Source organism: Natrinema amylolyticum, assembly GCF_020515625.1.
Lineage (GTDB): Archaea > Halobacteriota > Halobacteria > Halobacteriales > Natrialbaceae > Natrinema > Natrinema amylolyticum.
On record NZ_JAIWPJ010000007.1, the window covers coordinates 104,850 to 123,869 of the forward strand.

The 19,020-nt window shown below is 58.3% G+C and carries 13 protein-coding genes, 1 tRNA gene and 1 pseudogene; 7 read left to right on the forward strand and 8 right to left on the reverse strand.

Annotation, left to right across the window (positions count from 1 at the left end):
• The first annotated feature begins 38 nt into the window (after positions 1-38).
• A complete protein-coding gene (locus LDH66_RS22180) occupies positions 39-299 on the forward strand; it encodes a MarR family transcriptional regulator (protein ID WP_226483249.1) in 261 nt (86 codons plus the stop codon).
• Between the two features lie 1,474 nt (positions 300-1,773).
• Here LDH66_RS22180 and LDH66_RS22185 read toward each other — a convergent pair.
• The gene (locus LDH66_RS22185) at positions 1,774-2,001 is read right to left on the reverse strand and encodes a hypothetical protein (protein ID WP_226483250.1); all 228 of its coding nucleotides are present in this window, start codon (positions 1,999-2,001) and stop codon (positions 1,774-1,776) included.
• Between the two features lie 43 nt (positions 2,002-2,044).
• Between LDH66_RS22185 and LDH66_RS22190 the strand changes: the two genes are divergently transcribed.
• The gene (locus LDH66_RS22190) at positions 2,045-3,388 is read left to right on the forward strand and encodes an RNA-guided endonuclease InsQ/TnpB family protein (RefSeq protein WP_226483251.1); all 1,344 of its coding nucleotides are present in this window, start codon (positions 2,045-2,047) and stop codon (positions 3,386-3,388) included.
• A gap of 991 nt (positions 3,389-4,379) precedes the next feature.
• Here the strand turns inward: LDH66_RS22190 and LDH66_RS22195 are convergent.
• On the reverse strand, positions 4,380-4,946 hold the full coding sequence (locus LDH66_RS22195; RefSeq protein WP_319004379.1) for a YqaA family protein: 567 nt from the start codon (positions 4,944-4,946) through the stop codon (positions 4,380-4,382).
• Positions 4,947-5,313: 367 nt separating this feature from the next.
• Here LDH66_RS22195 and LDH66_RS22200 point away from each other — a divergent pair, with 367 nt between their 5' ends.
• A complete protein-coding gene (locus LDH66_RS22200; protein WP_226483252.1) occupies positions 5,314-5,811 on the forward strand; it encodes a ribbon-helix-helix domain-containing protein in 498 nt (165 codons plus the stop codon).
• 1,329 nt (positions 5,812-7,140) lie between these two features.
• Positions 7,141-7,281 carry a DUF7563 family protein gene (locus LDH66_RS22205; protein WP_226483253.1) on the forward strand — a complete coding sequence of 47 codons (141 nt, stop codon included), beginning with the start codon at positions 7,141-7,143 and terminating at the stop codon, positions 7,279-7,281.
• 512 nt (positions 7,282-7,793) lie between these two features.
• Here the strand turns inward: LDH66_RS22205 and LDH66_RS22210 are convergent.
• From LDH66_RS22210 to LDH66_RS22225, 4 genes are all read right to left on the reverse strand, one after another.
• Positions 7,794-7,928, reverse strand: a tRNA-OTHER gene (locus tag LDH66_RS22210).
• A 661-nt stretch (positions 7,929-8,589) separates the two neighbouring features.
• Entirely contained in the window at positions 8,590-9,567 is a 978-nt protein-coding gene (locus LDH66_RS22215; protein ID WP_319004380.1) for an MBL fold metallo-hydrolase, read from the reverse strand.
• 375 nt (positions 9,568-9,942) lie between these two features.
• Positions 9,943-10,992, reverse strand: a complete 1,050-nt coding sequence (locus LDH66_RS22220; RefSeq protein WP_226483254.1) for an RNA-guided endonuclease InsQ/TnpB family protein — start codon at positions 10,990-10,992, stop codon at positions 9,943-9,945.
• Positions 10,993-11,479: 487 nt separating this feature from the next.
• Positions 11,480-11,626: a hypothetical protein gene (locus LDH66_RS22225; protein WP_226483255.1), complete on the reverse strand. Its 147-nt coding sequence runs from the start codon at positions 11,624-11,626 to the stop codon at positions 11,480-11,482.
• A gap of 1,004 nt (positions 11,627-12,630) precedes the next feature.
• Here LDH66_RS22225 and LDH66_RS22230 point away from each other — a divergent pair.
• Together LDH66_RS22230 and LDH66_RS22235 are read left to right on the forward strand one after the other, a co-directional pair.
• Positions 12,631-12,921, forward strand: a complete 291-nt coding sequence (locus tag LDH66_RS22230; protein WP_226483256.1) for a hypothetical protein — start codon at positions 12,631-12,633, stop codon at positions 12,919-12,921.
• A gap of 980 nt (positions 12,922-13,901) precedes the next feature.
• On the forward strand, positions 13,902-14,156 hold the full coding sequence (locus LDH66_RS22235) for a hypothetical protein (RefSeq protein WP_226483257.1): 255 nt from the start codon (positions 13,902-13,904) through the stop codon (positions 14,154-14,156).
• A 2,025-nt stretch (positions 14,157-16,181) separates the two neighbouring features.
• Here LDH66_RS22235 and LDH66_RS22240 read toward each other — a convergent pair.
• Positions 16,182-16,568, reverse strand: a complete 387-nt coding sequence (locus tag LDH66_RS22240) for a DUF8008 family protein (RefSeq protein ID WP_226483258.1) — start codon at positions 16,566-16,568, stop codon at positions 16,182-16,184.
• A gap of 713 nt (positions 16,569-17,281) precedes the next feature.
• Between LDH66_RS22240 and LDH66_RS22245 the strand changes: the two are divergent.
• Positions 17,282-18,231: pseudogene (locus LDH66_RS22245) on the forward strand (NAD-dependent epimerase/dehydratase family protein).
• A 319-nt stretch (positions 18,232-18,550) separates the two neighbouring features.
• On the opposite strand, the gene LDH66_RS22250 reads toward LDH66_RS22245, so the two are convergent.
• The gene (locus tag LDH66_RS22250) at positions 18,551-18,787 is read right to left on the reverse strand and encodes a hypothetical protein (protein ID WP_226483259.1); all 237 of its coding nucleotides are present in this window, start codon (positions 18,785-18,787) and stop codon (positions 18,551-18,553) included.
• Positions 18,788-19,020 lie beyond the last annotated feature (233 nt).

Sequence of the window (19,020 nt, forward strand, 5' to 3'; positions counted from 1 at the left end):
CTAATTTTTCTGTATTGCTGGTTGGCACTCACGAACAGATGGTTGAGCGGGTATCCTGGATGGCACCTGTTGACTACGAGATTATGCTCTTTTTCGATGCTCACCCAATCTTAGTTTCTCCAAAAGTACTCGCAGTGAATATCGAGTACGATCGGCAATATGTGAGCAGACGATGCAGCGCACTATCTGATGCCGGGCTTCTAGAGTCCGTCGATACTGGTCTCTATCAGCTGACGGATACAGGAACAGCGTATCTTGAGGGCGAACTCGACGTAAGCGAACTGGAGACCAACGAGTAATTCGGTCATATCTACTGATGTAGCTGCCTTGGCTGTCATTCAGAAAGCCTGATACCTCTTGAGGGGAGAGCTTATTCTCCTTATATAACTTATACAAATTATATTTTATAACTGTCCACTCTGAGAGTTGATTTGATTAATATAGTTTAACTTCGGTCCATTATGGTGTGGTAATCGCTGCTAATCCATCCCAGCTCGGATACACTCCGCCTCTAATAGGTCGACTGCCTAAGAGAGGTACGATAGGCCAGAATCCGATGAGCACTGACCTCCTCACATCGTAGTTACAGATCTTGTGAATTGATAGCACATATTATATAGACAGATATCGATAGTAGTCATGACGACACTATGTCAGCCCTGACCGCACGTACCGTGACGCTCACACTCCAGCGGGAAGACTTGTGGACGCTCCACCACGTATTGCTCGAGCGACTCGAGGCAGAACAGACGTCACCGGAACCCGGCGCTATCGACCCGCCGCCACTCGCAGTGTGCCGAGTGTTTGATACCCTGGAGGCTGGCCGGACCCGCGTTCGCATCGCAGATCTTGAAACAGTCACGAAGGTGCTGCGCCACGATGGTGCCTGTCCGCCATGGTGCCTCGACTGTGATCGGCTCGCGGCGTTGTGCAACCAACTCACGGAACTCTGCGAGCAGCATCACCACCCGCAGACGATCGGGGCCGCGGACGATTGAGGGAAAACTGCCTTCCCGATGCGATAGGGAGAGGACAACTCGCTAGATCGGATTTCAGCGAGGGTGACTGCAGTCCCTCGGCGCATCTGAGGACTAGACTGTCGCCAGGGTAGTCTGCCATAGTGCGGCCATCAGTTATACAGGGTAAGAGAGACAGTCCCAACCGGGACGGAGGCGTGCGGTCATATATCATGGCCTACTTGACCGCCGCTACCAGCGATACGACCACCACAGTCGGTTTCTCCGTCCTGTCTTCCTACTGGTGAGCAATGAGTGTGGCACACAGGTTTTTCGCACTTCCCGTGGGACAGAGGCCCATGGACTGGACGCTCTGGTGGGGAATCGGCCTGCTCTGTGTACTGATACTGGTGTTTCTCCCGTGGAGAGCGACTGGTGACGCGGCCGACCAGGAAGTCCACGACCGGAATTCGCCACCGTCCACTAGGGAGTCACCATCACTAGAGGAGAGCGACGCTGAAGGGGTGACCGCGGCTAATTCGGCACTGACCGATCGGCAGCGGTGCCCCACCTGTGGTACGGCCAATGACCTCCACTATCCCTACCCTTTAACAGCGAGAGAGTCCCGCCGTTTACGGCGGGCATGAGTCGCGTAAACTCGGTTAACGCACCGCCATGTTACTCTACTCCTGAGTCTCCAACGCTTCAAGACCAGTCTCTAACACCTCTATATAGGCTTCCGAGAGGTCCATATCATTCGCCTCTGCGTAATCTTTGATCCGCCCGTGCAAACCGTGCGAAATGTCAATTGCTGGCCTCATTGGTACTTCCCATATTTCTCGTAGGAGTTTTCGGCATGGTGGGGATTCTCCTCCTCGCATTCCGGGCAGACGAACAGATAACTATCTGGTTCCTTACCGTGCTTTTCCTTAAAGCGTTTGCGGGCCGCCTTTTGCTCCTCGAACAATCCAATCATATCAACTGTCCTCCAATCATCGCTGGTCAGTCCGCAGATATAGCAGGTGAGTGGCGTTTCAGTCGTCATGCCCCATAAGACTTATTTGACACAAAGACGTAAAAATTGTGGTATGAAGCGTACCAACACGTTCACCGTGCGGCCACTCTCTGACAATGGAGAGCAACTGCTACGGGACCTGTTGGACGCTTCCGCCGCTCTCTGGAACGAGGTCAATTACCTGCGCCTCATGCGGTACAATGACAAAGACGGATTCAAGGGCGACGTATGGGACGCCGATACCGGCACACTCGAAGGGAAATACAAAGATGTTCTCGGTGCATCCACCGCCCAACAGGTCATTCGGAAGAACAGCGAAGCGTGGCGCGGGTTCTTCCGTCTGAAAGAGCAATTTCACGACGAATCGAATACGTCGGTTACGGAACACCCCGAACCACCGGGATTCCGTGGTAACGAGGTCGATGGACGCCAACTTAAGACTGTCATTCGCAACACCTCGTACACCGTCGAGTGGGGCGACCGCTCCCGACTTGAGATACTGGTCGGGAGCGAATTGAAAGACCGATACGACCACATCGGACGTCTTCGATTGGAAATCGCTGGCGTTCCGAATTGGCCTGACTATGAGAAACAGGGTCGGTTGGACCTGTGGTACGACGAGACTGACAGTACCTTCCGAGCTTCGCAACCCGTGACTGTTTCTGACAATGCACGGGCAACTCCACTGGCCGAGGAAAAGGCCGCTCTGGACATTGGTGCAAACAATCTCATCGCCTGTACCACCACGACCGGCGAGCAATACCTGTACGAAGGTCGGAACCTGTTCGACCGCTTCCGCGAGACGACGCGAGAAATTGCCCGGTTGCAGTCGAAACTCGAAGATGACCGATACAGTAGCGAGCGTATCCGACGGCTGTATCGCAAGCGAACTCGTCGCCGCGACCACGCCCAAGAAGCGTTGTGCCGTGACTTGATGGACCGACTGTACGATAAAGGTGTTTCGATGGTGTACATCGGTGGGTTGATCGACGTGCTGGAAACGCACTGGTCGGTCGAAACCAACGCCAAGACCTACAACTTCTGGGCGTTCAAGAAGTTCACCGAACGACTCGTCTGTACCGCCGAGGAGTACGGTATCTCGGTTGAGGTTCGGTCGGAAGCGTGGACTAGCCAAGAGTGCCCGCAGTGCGGTTCGACAGATCGAACAACACGGCATCAGGACACGCTCACCTGTCCGTGTGGATTTGAGGGGCACGCCGACCTCACGGCGTCAGAAACGTTCCTAGAGCGGAACACAAGCGAACCAGTCAGGCCGATGGCACGGCCCGTGCGGTTCGAGTGGGACGACCACGATTGGTCGGAGTCACCACGCTCTCATGAAAGTCCCAAAGAACAGCGCACAGACCCGAGTACCGTCCACTGTGATGGGAATGTTGCTTCCGGGGAATCAGCGTAGCTGAGGCTCCCACGGAAGAAACCCCGTCGTTCACGACGGGGAGGATGTCATTGTCGCGAGTTTATCTCCGAACTGTCGTGAACAACAGGAGGTCACGGTATCCGTGTCGCCCAGTGACCTGCACTCCAATAACATAGTGGCAGTGAACGCACGTCGTTTGCAACGGGACGGGTTTTTCTGCGCCGTCGTCGGAGCCTCTACTAGGATGTCACCTGATCCGCTAAAGGGGGATGAGGCGGTGACGACAGCGAACCCGTTTACCGAGGGCTCAGCCGAGGCACGGCTCTACGATGTGATCGCCCAGCTACAGGCGCCACAGCCAGTGACCGAGCTTGCAACCCGAAGTGACTGCGCGCCACAGACCGTTCGCGAGCACCTCTGGTCGTTCGTCAGTCTCGGTATCGTAGTCGAATACTCGCATGAGCCACTGACTTATGCCCGCAATGACGCCTATTTCGTCACGGAGGACGGGTAACACCCATGCAGGCGAGCTGTGGGATGCTGTTGAAGGCGTCCCTTCCATCAGTTTCGGGCTCTCGGTTTGGGGCTTGAAGTCGCCGCCGACCGCTATCGACCACGGAACGTCCACGATTTCTTCAACACGATCGAAAAACCGGAGCCCGATCGTTCATCGCTAACTCGTGGTGAAGGCGCCGCAGTCCACGAGCGACTCGAGGTTAACGGCAATCTCCTCTTGATAGACTAGTTCCTACATTGGACCCCACTGACACCACTCGCGTTGGCCGTCGCCGCAACTACGGCTTGCGGAGTCCGGTCGAGCTGTTTGTCTCCAGGCACTGTCAGCACCTCACCGAGAGTGCCTCAACGACAGGAGACGCAGGTCAGACCGACAGTGGCTGATAACGACTGCCGCGACGCAGTGCGCTATGCCTGCATGGGCGTCACTGGACGAGTACTACTGGTTTCGTGCTGCTCGAGCAACACGAGATCGAAGCGACCCAGACCACTCGACAGGTCGACAGCCCGCCGTTCATACGAATGTAGCAGCGCCCCCGAAGAGTCCGAGTGTCACTACGAGGCGGCCAAGACTCCCAAGAAACGTGGCAACTGCGAATTTCGGCATGTCCTCCTCGAGGACGGCAAATGCATATATCGAGAGAGTATCGGGGAAAAACGGCACGCACAGCGCGAGCGCTAAGCCACCGTAGCCATAGCGACGCGCGAGTGTGACTGTTCGGTGTTCAGCCCATGTGATGATGCCGACGCGGGAGCGGCGCAGCCGGCGGATGATCGGTCCGGCCTGCTTTGCCTCTTGCCCCAGCCGAAACGCGACGACACTCCCGGCGGTTTTACCAGTCGCACTGACCCCCATGATAAGGCCGAACTGTAGCCAGAGTGGAACACCGAGGTTGAGGGGAGTAGCGAGGACGATCTCGCTCGGACCGGGTAACACGAACGCGATCAGAAACGAGTAGAGGAAGACAATACTCAGGCCCGGCCATCCTGTTGCCCCCTCAATGACAGCGTGGGCGCTCTCAAGGAACTGCGGAAGAAGCACCGTCCTGCCTATCAGTCCAGATATGCCCGGTGCGATCATTAGTCGGGGGGTTCGCGAGCGGGTGTGAGTACTTTCTGGTTCGGCGCGGTGGCGATGGCCCACGCGCTGGTGATGTCTTGAGGTCGCTGTCGACCACGGCATGCCACTATGCCGCTATTGACACTGCTACTGGACTGATCTCGGGCTACAAACCAGGGGCAGGCCTGTCGACTAGTTAACGGCTGCTTCGATCGGATCAGAGAGCAGGGACACGAGCCCCGCTAAGCGGAGAACACTCCCGTGCAGGCTCTCCCAGAAGTAGATACATCAATCTAGTCTCCGGGGAGAGCCTCGAATGACTCTAGTAGAAAGAACAACTAATAGGCTAGAATAAGATAGTTGGAAACAAGTAACGAGAGAACGCAAGATGCCATCAGAACGATCATCCTCAGCGGACGACTCTGAGCACGACCCAGATATGAGCGAATGTGCGATCTGTGGTGCAACAGATTCACTCTCGACGTATTCAGTCACACAACCATCACGTGACAGGTCTCCGATCAGCCTCTGTCCGACGCATTATCAGGTCGCAGCTGTTCTGAGTGGCTCTCGGTTCCAGGAGTCGGCTGTTTCGACCGACTTTGATCTCCAAGAGACACGGAAAATCACTGTTCGTGTCCCACGCGCATTGATCGAGAGCGCTGACGCTGCTGCTGAACAACAGAGCCAGACACGGAGTGAGTTCGTTCGTGACGGGATACAGATGGCTATCGAACTCCAAGAGATGGAAGCGGCATTTGACGATATTATCTCCCAAGCAGTAGACTCCCGGACCGACGCAGAAGCTGAGGGTGATGTCGAGTTTCTCAAAGAGCGTATTCGAACGCTCGAGTCTCTTCTCGAAGAGAGCATCGACAAAATCTGACGCGTTCGAGGCTACGTTCTGAGGGCTGAACCGGGCCTGCACCGGGCTGTCCAGCAGGATGACGGTACGCTTCGCTGGGGTATATTACACGCAGCGGTGGGACGACATGGGCTTGAGCGAGGTTATCTGTACGCCACAGCTATAGGGCACCCAAGAGGGCGGTGGCTACCCAAAAGAAGACAAGCAGGCCGCCGGCGGTGATGGCGGCGGCACCCAGAAGTGGAAGGAGAAGTCGGCCGATCCGCTGACCCAGTACGAGACTGGCTGTGACTGTGTCCTTGGGGCGATATTTCTGTTCCATGCGAACGGTGACCACAGTTGGTGCCTTGAAACTCAGTCAGACATCCGACAGACGGAACGTGAGGGACGACGCCTCCCGCATCCGTCGCGTCCGGTGAGCCGACTCGGCGATACAGCAACAACGGCGAGGACGTGTCTGCAGCGTCCTCCGCTGGAGTGACTGTCCACGGTCAGTTGGTGGAAGATAATCGGTCACCACAGCCGACTCCTATCGCGGCCGCCATCAACTGGCTCGAGCGAGATGACACCCGCTGGGCCGATCGACTGCGAGCACGATCCCGCGGTAATTGCAACGGTCTGTAGGGCTAGCGAACGGCCCACGCAAGCGGTGGCAGCTCTCGACTGGTGTGTGCTCGTGACCAAGACAAGTCGGGTGATATGGATACAGCCAGATTGTAGCGATGCACTGCTCGTCCCTCTCCCATCGCCTGTTAGCAACTCGGCAGCGGTGACTGCAACGCTGGAAAGTCCAATAGACGTCGTCAGAGAAACGCCAGCCGAGGCCGGCGTTGGAGCCCCCTCCAGTGATGGTGTGTCAATGGAAGGTACGAGACCGGACCACTGTGGCTATTGACGATGGACCGATCCCGGAAGTGACGAGGAACCGTTGTCTCGGGGTCGGATCAGGCGTTGGATAGACGACCGAATCCGCGTTCCCTCGTCAGTTACTGCTTGATACTATATTGATAAAAATTTGTTGGCCAGCATACACTATCGGATATTGGTTACGGTAGTACGTTCAGCAAGAGACGGGATACGCTCGACGGAATCTCTCTTCTCTCCGTGGCGGCACACCTCTGAACCCAAGACGACCATCCGCAACACCGATCCTGAATGCGGGAGGGGATACTCGAGGGCGATTCACTCACGACGGTACTCCTGCCGCATGTAGACTCTACTATCGAATGGTCAGTACGGTAATAACGCGATCCACTCCGTTGCCCTCGACTGCAGTAAACAGGCGCTGATCCCGTCAAATATCAAATGGCCATCACTACTATACACTGGTAGTTGCGAACACTATTCCATATGCCAACCTGTAGTGACTGTGGCGAGTTCGTCACCCGGGACTTCATCCGCGTATTTGGTGTCGACGGCGAGGTCCACGGCTGTCCGCATTGTCTGACCAACCGCGAGTTGGGCGACGGGAACGCCGCGCATGAGGAGTGACGGTGGCGCAGGGTAGTGGCCGGCGACACCCACAGTCCGGATAGGCCCGGAACTGCCGGGCTGTCCGGGTGGCAGGCTTAGTCCGTGTTCTGTGGTCTCGTTGTGTCTCTCCCCTTGCTGGCCTGCCATAGTTGACGACCACTCGAGTCGGTCCTGGCGGGAGTTCCCACTCAGATACTCCTCCTCGATTACAGACTGTCCGCTGATACACCTCTGTCCGTGCAGCGAGGCGATCAGTTGGGACATGGTCGCGCCGGTGGCTTACGCTTACTCGGGGGATATCGGCCTGCCTGCCGATAGAACCACTCCGGCCGACGATGTGACGCGCTACTAGTAGTCGGGTACTAGAAGCCTCAGGCTGGATGCCGCGTCGCCAGTGAGTAGAGATGTGTTCAAGGTAGTGCTGTCTCGAGTGCACCTAGTTGATCTCCCAAGTTGTCGCCAGCGGATCTCAGATGCGTCACGACTGCATGCAATCGCGATCCGGCGTCCGAACAGGAGTTGAGGATTGATGGGAACGCGAGGACTCGAACCCCGGGCCTGCTGTCCGCCACTCGTCGGCAACGCCAGTCGCGTGTGCCGCGCGGACTCACACCCAGACGCCACCTCAGTGGGACAGCCGTTCTCCCAAACTGAACTACGTCCCCCGTTTGAGTCAGGATATCAATCCCAAAAAGTCCGCTGGGGGCTAGTACTATCATTCTGATGGATGTTCTGCCGCCATCTCGTGGAGCCTTGTGAGCAGCCCCGAGCTAACCCACTAGCCGCAGGCGCAGAGCAGTGTGTATTGCTGCCACCTTAGGTAAACTATCCTAAATATTAAGGGCAGATACATTATTGGCCGGGAAAGGGGGAGTATGAGTGAAGACGATATAACAAGAACAGACTACTGTCCGCACTGCGACGCTGAGCGAGCCATCCGAATCACTGTCCCGTGGCAGGCCGATCTCTGTACTCACTGCGGGGAGAACATCGACGGGGGGACAGACTGACACCAGGGATCTGATGGCGGGACGGCAATCGCTTGGATCCAGAATCGGCGTCTTCACTGGGACTATGAGAGATGGCCTCGAGACGACTCCCTACTGCGGGTGTCTCCTCATGATCGTCGCCATAATTTTGCGACAGTGAGAAGCCGCGCAGCACCGTGTTCCGCACCTCACGAGGAGCCGTTGCGCGTGAGAAACGCTAGTGGCTCGAAACGTGGGTTCACTAGGGGGCCCGTTCACTTGTGCGCGCGAGCCGCATGGTCTAGCAGTGACCGCTAGAACCAGTTGCCGATCAGACTGTCGCCCATGACGCAAGGCGTTACTTGTGCTGGTTCGCGTTGCGTTCGTACTTGATTATCCCGTCTGTCTCGCTGTGGACAACCTGATTCTCGTCTTCCAGCAGGTCGAGGTGACCAATCACTTCAGACATACCGGGGAACATTTCGGTCGCAGGCAGGTCTGGGAACATATCCTTCATAATCTGATACGCCGTCGTCGGCTCGCTATCGGCCACGAGGTCTGCGATCCGTTCTTTGCGGTCGTGGTGGTGGGCGATCGTCGCTCGTGCCCGTTCCTGAAGTGCAGGAATGGGATCACCGTGGCCACCATATCCGACCGTCACGTCGATATCGAGCACTTGTCGAAGCGACTCGAGATAGGTTGGCAGGCTGCGCGTTCGCTCGTTGTCCGAGCCAGGGGCGAGCGTGAGTAGCGGATTCGGTGTAATGTCGGGCAGAACGTGGTCGCCGGTAAATATGACGTCGTCAGCCGCGGCGAGATAACAGAGCGAGCCAGGGGCATGCCCTGGCGTCGAGACGCACGCTAAATCGACGCCGACGTCGATGCCGTCCCCGGCAGTTACTTCGCGGGTGACAGTGACCGGTGCTTGGTACTCGGTGTATGGTTCCGGCAGCTCGAGGACCGTCTCGACGATCTCCGTCGGCATCCCCATCGAGATCAAGAACGGGCGGAAGTACTCCTGCTCCCGCTCGAAGTAGCCGATCGGGTCCGACAGGTGACTGACAGCGTCCTCGTGGGCGAGGACCGCTGCGCCTGACTCCTCGACGAGCCGCTGTGCGAGCCCGAAATGATCCATATGCGGATGGGTGATAAGGACACGTTCGATATCAGCGATCCTGTAACCTAAGCGAGCGAGCGCCCCTGTCAATTCCTCGTAGGCTTCTTGGGTTGCTGGCCCGGGGTCGAGGACAGTCAACCCGTTCCCAGTAAAGACATAACAGTTCACTCGTCCGACGCCGAACGGCGTCGGGATCGGTATCCGCTCCATGTTCTCCATGAGTATACTCCGTACTCGATTACAGATAATATTCACCGTCGCACTGATTCGTAGCCGGCGAGTACTCGGCCGGTCTCGGTCGGTATCTGTGCTACACCACGTAAGTCAACTTCTCCACCCTAGTCGCTCGCATTGACATCCTCCCGCCCTAAAGGGCGAGGATTCCCCGAAGGGGATATTCAGGTTGCGCGTTTCCTCGGTTCTCAAGTACGCTTTCGCGTGGAACGTCGAAGGTCGCCACCGAGTTGTGACCAACGGTGTGCTTTCCAGCGTGTACAGCCCTGTCAATGGGGCCTTCCTCCCCGCGTACAGCGGGCGTCAACGACGGCTGGCTATTCAACCAGCAAGGTAGCACGGGTCGCCTCACCCGAAGTGTTAGGCCGTGCATGGTTCACCCTCCCGGTGTGCGATGTTCTCCGAAGCGTTCAGGTCAGCGTGGCGTCCCCGACCGCACTCCGAACACGAAAAGTGGTCGCCATCACGGGTTCCCATCGAACCACACGCCGAACACTTCTGACTGGTGTGGTACGCATCGACCTTCTCGACGCGGATTCCAGCGCGCTCGGCTTTGTACGTGATGAACTGTTGGAGTTGGTGGAAATGCCACGAGTGGACACCTGACCACGAACTGTTCTCGCGGATACCTTCGAGGTCTTCCATCCGAATGACAGGATCCTCGAACTGTTCCGCGAATTTGACGAGGCGACGGGAGAGTTTGTGGTTCAAGTCCTTGATTCGACGCTGTTCTTTGTTACCCACGCGGTTACGTGCGCGAAGCGCACCCGCTTCCGAAAGCGAATCGCGTAGGGAACGATATTTGCGTCGAACGTACTTCGCCTCACCACCCGACACCAGCATTGACTCGTTCTCACCATAGGCTGTCGCAGCGAGGATGTGTCGTTCGCCTATATCGACACCGATGGGTGTCTCGCCCGACGTGTCAGTGTCGTACTCGATGTTGAACGTACAATACCAGTCGGCTCCGCGACGGTACACTTGAAGTCGCGTCTTCTCTGCGTCACCTTCGACCAATTGATCTACAGGGTCGGCAATGTCGTTGTACACTTCGATAGGCGTGTACCACCATTGGGAGATACACGGGAATCCGACGACGACCGTGCCATTACCTGTCGTGTCGATTTCCCAATTCTGGTTATTGACGGCAAATGGCTGACTCTCTCGGTACCGAACCTCTCCGTCCTTGTTGTGGTCGGATTTCGCCTCTCGGATGGCTTGGTTCTGAATAGCCGAGTAGAGTTCGTTGTCGATGCTGGCCGTGGTCACGGACTTGCCGAAGTCGCCGTTCTCCCATCCGTCGATGCAGAACTGTTTGGTGTCACGGTAGAGTCGAGAGGTGCGTTGCCACTCTTTCCGCCGTGAGAGGGATGGGTTGTGTAACTTCGCGGTGACAGTCACCGTGACCATTACAATTGTAGTTAGGCGCGTTATCTTAAGTATCTGTTAGAATATCTGGCCATACATCGTCGGTGGTTTGTGTCATCGACTGTCGGATTCATCCCCGTCTTAAAGGGTGGGGCTTTCTCCTCGCACTTCCGTAACCTCCGCGACGAGAGTGACCACGTCTAACATGAACGAACAACGATTCCAACGAGTGCCAACCGCTGTGCAGTGTCGCCACCGAGAGCCATCTCACCGCGCCGTTCTGAGCCTACCATCCGGTGAAGGTACTGCGTTAGGAGATGGGCTGCACTACGTGTAGCCCGTCCCCTCGATCGCGAGTCACGAGCACGGTATGGGTGCCCGCCCGTGGCCTCCCAGGGAGCAAGGTAGTGGGTGATAGATGATCGAACGGTTGTGTGTGACGGCTGGACACCTAGTCCGCCCCTCCCGTAGTGAGCACGGCTGATCGTGCCTCGAGGCTTACAGCACTGTCCACTCGGGCAGCCGGCCCTCAGCGGAGCGGCTCGCCGGCAGCAGCCCATTCGCGACAGAGCCGTCGCCGTTCGGCGATTTCGGTGGCGTATTCCGGCGTGACGATCCCTCGCTCACAGTAGACCGCCCATGCACAGTCGGTCCCCGTCGTCTCGTGTTCGAACATTTGATCTCTCCCCCGAACGATTGAGTCCCAGCGGAAGCGCCATAATAGTTTCCGAGACCCATGGTTGTCTTGTGACCATGGGTGATGGTCGTGCCAGCCTGCCTCGAGATCGACAGCCGGCGGCCACTGCTCGCGTGTACTAGTGCGGTTGATCGGCGGTACTAGCGATGGCCGCTCGATGGTGAATCGGGTTCCCCGCCGGAAGGGCAATCACTCGCTCGAGCCATTCATGTGAGCCTCGTTGCTGCACCGTCCAGCACCCTTCATATTGAGTCTCCGAAAGCGCCTGGAATTGTGTCTGCATCGGACGCTGCTGCATTGGGACTCCTGAACTATCCACGTAGTCGTGAGTACGCGAAAGAACGGTACACCCCACTCGGTGGGGACCGCGGCCAGAATCTCGAGAACCCACTCGTGACAGTCCCGTCGCCGGTCGATGGGGTCGGCGGCGAATGACGACGCCCGCGCCGGGTGTGTCGGGAGGTCGCTGTCCGTCATGACGACGTTGCGGTGCCACTACTGCTGGTTCCTACTCACACTGCTGTCGGATCGATGCGGCGCACAATACCAGCGAAGCTCTCGGCTCAAGCTCATGACGCCGATACAGCGCACCGGAGGTCGCATTGGTGACGCTCAGCGCTTGCTCGGCGGACTGGTCGATATCACAACGGCATCGTCGAATACGGCCGCTGACACTCGGCGCATCCCGTATGGCTGTGGATACGACACGCCACTTCAGCGTTTCTCACAGAGGTGCTTCGCTGGCATGACCGACCCGCTTCGCGCGCGTCAGTGGCACGGCTTCATCGTCGAGATCGTCGCTCACGGATGACTGTCCGACGGTCCCATCGTAGACCGCCTCGAGCGCGTCGCTCGTAGCGTCATGTCTCGACGCGTCATGATCGTGAGCCGCGTCCAGCACACCCGTGTCGACGCTGGCGGCAGGCTTCCGATCAGTTTGATAAAGACCTATTATGGCAGTTGTTCGCCGGCTCGAGGATTCGATGAGAGAGACTGCAACGAAACACGCCTCTGAGGGAGATGCTGATCGGCGTGACAAATTGCTCCGCGAAAAGGCGATGCTACTGAGACCGGAACGGCGGGCGAGGTACGATACGTTCGCGAGAGACGCCGACGATGCCCGCGATATGACCATTGAGAAGGGAATTGAGATAGACGGCGAGACGGCCAGCAACCAGAAGGCTACTCCCGCCTTTGCAGCCGGCTGCCGACTGATGTACCAACCGTTTGCGATAGTGGAGTTCCGGTTATATCCAGGTATCAGGGCGACGTAGAGCCACCTAGAGGAACTACTCACCGCCGATCACCAGTCCCGCTTGAGGACCAACCCCCGAGTTGTGACTGTGGAGTGTGAGAACCGGAGCCAGAACACTCCCCCTGCTCTCTCTACCGTGTGGCGAGATCCACTTACCGAACGACTAGGTTGAATCCCTCGCAGGAAACACCTCTGCAACTCATTTGGGCCTCTTACTGTCGTTCACGGAGGAGAACCAGTAGTGGGAATTTTTGAGACTGGGGGTGGGGGAAACACTCGCGGCGTCGCCGCACAGCAGGGTGCAACGCTGGGGGTAGCCCGTTGCACCGCAGGAGCTCATTCCTACAGTGGGCCGCGAGTGTGGGATACACTATCATATCCGAGTATATAAAACTACTCTGAACTACCACTAAGTTGTATCGTCAGTCCTACTCGAGTACAGCGATCGTCCTGGGTAGTGACCTCATTTCGGCATACATCCGGTTCGATATATGCAGCGACCTCTGGAACGCTCTTGGTGACCGAGTTGGGACATGTAGAGTGAGTATCTCGGAAGATCGCACTTCCCGTCATCGCTCTCCCTGATGCCGAGACGCCTGAAACTCAATTCTAAACACACCGCTTCTGTGGGTGATCTCCTGTCCAGCCGTGATGATACAAATTTCGAGCGCATACCTGCGTCTTCAGGCGCAGGTCGAGCGGTAGGCGCAGCGTGTCACCCGCAGCCGGTGATCGGGACGGATTGCCATCGTAATCGTTTTAGTGTGATAGCACGTAACATAGGGTGCTACGAATACCGTGAGAGGCCGTTCCCGAACAGACAAGGGATGGTGAGGAGCACGGTCTGTTCCTCACACGGCGATGACATGGTATTCGATGGGGCCTATTTGACCGGGCCACAGCCCTATACAGGGGAGGAAACGAGAGTTCCCCCGGTGTGTCGCCGGTTCCCCTTGAGTGCGGGTTGGAACCTCGAACGCCGCACTCAGCGGAAATCCGATGGTCGGATTCCACGTCTTCAGGGCGTGGAGGAGGTCAAAGGTGGCGTGTCTCGACAGTCGCGAGGCGGACGACCAACAGAGAGGGGGACGGCCGCGTGCGGTCACCGACACAACGGTCCCGCTGTCTGACCCGCAGTACTACGTCACGTTGAAACGCGAGACAACCGAACAGGATGAACCAGCTGCGGACGTCCACTTGGTCGTCGCCGACGGCGCGTGTGACGAACTGGACACGTGGCTCGAGGCTGATTGAATTGCGCTGGCGTCTCTCTCACAGCGATATCTCTGTAGCGACCCGCTACAAGACCGTGCGGCTCCGCAACCCACCCTGCAACAGTCGGCCCAACGACTATGTGAATGAGTGACGCAATGTTTATGTGATCTGCTTCCGGCTGGCACTGGCCGAAGACAGATCACGACGAACACTCGCTTGCACCCATAGCCTTGGAGGACTGCTGGCAACAACGGGGCTCACTACCCCTTTCGCCATGCTTGGGTGACGTGTGAGGATATCTGATAGCAATCGTTTATTGGGACTACATGCCAATACCCGTGCGCAGGGGCTCCGCGACCGGCGACATCCAGACATACATCCCCTGCACAGTGCCAGCATGCCCGTCGAGCTATAGCAGGTGGCATCCCCTGCCCGACGGACCGTTCCTGTCTGCAGTGGACTCGAGAAATCCGGTCCGTGCAGACCAACAGTTCGTCGGGTCGATAACATGTAGTAGCGTCACCAGTCACAGAATACGTGCATGGGGCATCCCGTTCCCACAATCAGTGTGATCCAGTGCTGGTTCTTGCCCCTGCATTGTGTCAGGCATCTTTGGAGGGCCGGCCCCCACCCGGCCATCCGACACAGCGGTCTCTGTGATACAGTTGGAACCTACTCGTAGTCTGCGTCGGAACCCCAGTTGGTCACCCGTGAAGAGAGCGTCTCAAAGTGGATGAGGGCGTGCCTCTGGGGGAATCGGTGGCACGTAATCAGTCTTGACTATTGCTAGTAACTGTTAGGAATAGTGTCGATCAGCCAATAAGTTGATAATCCACTGGTTCCAAGACGCGGCTGGCGAGAGATGGGGCGGATCAAGTCGAACACCCACTCCTCGATCCACTCCGGGACATACTCTCGCCCGACCTGAAGTCGGCCCACCGAACATCATCGGTCCTGATTTCAGACCCACCCCGATCGGCACACTACATGACGGATGGGAGCTTAAACGCTGGCCTCTGGCTGGCGTTTTCTCGAGATACCTAACTGTATTGGAGACACGAATATCACTCCGACTGCCATACGGAGGAGTAGGGCAGGGCCGTCATCCCAATTCAGGTGGTGTGTCAGAGGCAGTATCCTGCCCACCTTCCATCCCCCTTCGACGGAGGCGTTAATCCAGAAGCCGCTGGTATTCCGCGCAAGGGACCCGGTTCTATTCGGTTGAACCCTGCTGTGGATTGGGAAAAGAGCTGGGGAGAGACTCTCATGATGAGCTGCACCGTGACACGTCATACAGAGCGTGGCCAAACCCTCTGGTTGCTCTTTCGGGACGATATGGTGAACGACGAACCGCTTCGGCCCTCAGTACCCTCCCTTTCGCCCACGCCGTGGTCGTTGCCACGCCACCCGCAATGGACGACAAGAGCAGCTGGACGCTGGGTGCCCAATTCGAGGGCCGCCAAGCGTGTGAGTGGGCGCCGGTGTGGGCCCGGTGGGCGTTGCGGACGCGGCCCTGACGTGGCCATCTCGCCCGTAGGGACGATCGCCGAGCGGGCCCACCGGTGGAGGGAGCAACTGGCCCACGACGCGAGAGCGGCGGCCAAACCCGAACGGGGCTGGGCGGGTGCTAGATGTAGACAGATACACTCGTAGTTCCGCTGGAACCGAGCCCTGCACATAGTGGTCGCATGCCGGAGACTGACTCAAGACTCCGGGATGGGCAGGCAACCACCGCGAGCGACAGAGGCGAGGGGACCCCGCCGCGCTCGCGGACAGCGCGGTGGTGGGCCGGCTCGCTGTCGCGCCCGGACACCGCGCTAGGACTGACACGGGCTGGCTGCCGGCGCAGTGGCCGGCCGCCACCTGCCACGGGGAGCGCGGGTGCCAAGGGGCCTCGCTGAAGTCCGCGCGCCTCGAGTCACGCTCGGCCACCAGCATGCACCCGCGCCACCGGTAACTGGCCGCAACACCGCCGGTTGCGGGCGACGGTGCTTGCCCCGCCACGTGGGTGCCGTGCCCGTGCGACACGTCTTGCTTGGTTCTCGCCGCCTGCAGGAGCTAGCATCATTTATCCCGAAGTGTGTGGTCCGTCCCCGCCTGGATCGCCGGCGACCTCGATTTCGTGGGGCCAACGGTATCCGTTCGAAGGTCAGCCCCTTTCTCGAGTTCGCGGGACTGGAGTTCGGAGACGCGATCCTTGTTGGCGGCTGCTTTCCCGAGAGCCGCCTCCGCAGTGCGTTCCGTTTGACTCGTCCGGGACTCGCACTCGGACAGTTGTTGCTCGAGGGCATCGATGTCCGCTTCGAGGTCGTCGATCCGATCGTCCTTCCGGTCGCACTCGGCCTCGAGTGCGTCGACGCGGTCCGCAAGGGCTGTGACGTAGTCACGGAGAGGTTCGAGTTCGTAGGCGACGCGCTGAATATCGGCGTGATCACGCGAGTCATCACTCATCGCGATCACCGTCACTGTGGTTCGGATCGTCGTGGGTATCGGTCTCGCGTTTGGGGCTGCAGTCTTCCTGGATGCGCTAGACTGGTCTCGGAGAGGTGCGCCGATATCATCGCTCCCTCTTCAGAGTACACTAGCGAGACGTTCACTGGTACGAACAATACAGCCACTGCTCCCGACCAAACGAGGCGACACGGATGCTGGCGGGGTCAACCCCCGTGAAACCGACCCAGCGCTATCTAGTTCAGTGAGTCTCTTCAATTATATATAATCGGTGGTGACCGGGCTAATCACTCAGACGGTGGGAAGCAAACGTTCTGACCGAGAGCACTGCTGCCACGCTGGCCGTACTGCGGGCGGGGCTCGATGGGCGGTCCTAACCTGGCAGTGGCCGACGAGACGAAGTCGGTCCGAGAATCATCCGCCTCTTCTTCTCCGAATATTTTAATGTTCTATTCAGTCTCAATTCTGCGTCGAATAACTTATAGACATTACCTACGAGGACTTGACGTGGTAGCACGTAGCTACTAGTCACATGCGGGCTAGCGTTACCACTAGTACTAGGTGATGCACTCCCTGGTAGCACCCGTTCTTGATCGGGCACTACTGCTCTCACTGCGTGTCTGCCAGCCCCACTCGTGTGGCGGCCTGCTGACACAGCAATCGGCCCATAAGAACCCGGGTAGTTATCTGAGCGTGCTGCCACTATTGGTCTGATGAACGATACACGAGTTCTCGTCACGGGCGGTGCGGGATTCATCGGCTCGAACCTGGCGAATCACCTCGCACAGGACAATGACGTAATCGTGATCGATGACGAGTATCTCGGGACGCCCGCAAATTTGGACGACAACGTGACGTTCCACAGTCGCAGCGTCCTTGAGGACGACCTCCCCACTGACGTCGACGTCGTCTTCCATCTGGCGGCGCTCTCCTCCTACGCGATGCACGAGGAAAACCCAACGAAGGGCGCCCGCGTCAACGTTGAGGGATATTCGTCAACGTGGTTGAACAGGCTCGCAAGGACGGCTGTGAGACGGTCGTCTACGCCTCGACGTCCTCGATCTACGGGAGCCGAACTGAGCCATCGCCGGTCGATATGCCGGTCGCCGTCAACACGGGCTACGAAGCCTCGAAACTCGCGCGGGAGCGCTACGGCGAGTACTTCGCCAATCACTATGACATGAACGTTGCTGGCATGCGCTTCTTCTCGGTCTATCAGGGCTATGGCGGTGCCGAGGAACACAAAGGCGAGTACGCCAACGTGATCGCCCAGTTCGCCGACGATATCGCGAACGGGGAGGCGCCCGTCCTCTACGGCGATGGCACGCAGACGCGAGACTTCACCCACGTCTCGGATATCGTCCGCGGGCTCGAGCAGGCCGCCGACCATGAGCTCACCGGGATCTACAATCTGGGGACGGGCAACGCCTACAGTTTCAACACCGTCGTCGACATGCTCACCGAGGAACTCGGGACCGACGTCGAGCCCGAATACGTCGAGAACCCGATTCCGGAGTCGGTGTACGTCCACGACACCTGCGCTGATTCCTCGACGATGCGCGAGGCGACCGGCTGGGAACCCGCGATCGACTTCGAGGAGGGACTCCGGCGAGTCTGTGCACCGTATACCGAGGCCGACGTAGCAGCCTCGAGCCACCAGTAGACTGGGCGGCCCGCTCGTCCACCGGCTTTCGTGCAGCACTGGCAATCCCGCTGGTGTGCGACTTATCACCCGCAGTGAGTGGGCCATGATCGTGGCATCGTTACGGGACACAGCCAACTCAGAACAGACTCGTTAGCTGGTGACTCAGAACGATTCGTGACCTGGAATCCAGAGCCGAGCAACGCCTCGGAGAGCGAATACCCGGTAAGGCGGGTTCCCTCACCGACGATCGACCGCTCGAGGGCCGTCTCCTCGAGCGGTATCTCCGGAAAGATCACCGCGTCCGCAACCGTCGCATCAACAAGTGTCGCACCGTCCATCACGTGAACGGTCGGCCCGACCGTCGCGTTCTCGAGTGTCGCACTGTCGGCCACGCGCGGGTCCCCATCGAGATGCCAGACAACAGCATCGAGATAAGGGAGTCGATCCCCGCGAGGATCCCGACCGCGAGTCGAACCTCGCCGTCGAGGAGCGCCCGTGCGAGGTCACGACCGAGCCCGCTGCCAAGGAGTGTGGCGAGGAGAAAGAGGCCGAATGGCGGAATCACTCCCCCCATGAAGACCCAGCGCACGACCCACGAAAGGACGCCGCTCCGGGGGACGGTTCGCGCGACGACCCAGACGATACTGGCGAGCGGACCGATTGCAGACGGCGATTCCGGAGGACGCTGAGCGTCGTTTCGAATCTGGGCACGGAGCAGTGAACGCACTGAAACTGGAACGAGGCTAGTGAGAACGTTTCAGCTTCGGAAATGAGTGCTGTTGCGAATCCGAGCGCGTCTACCTCGAC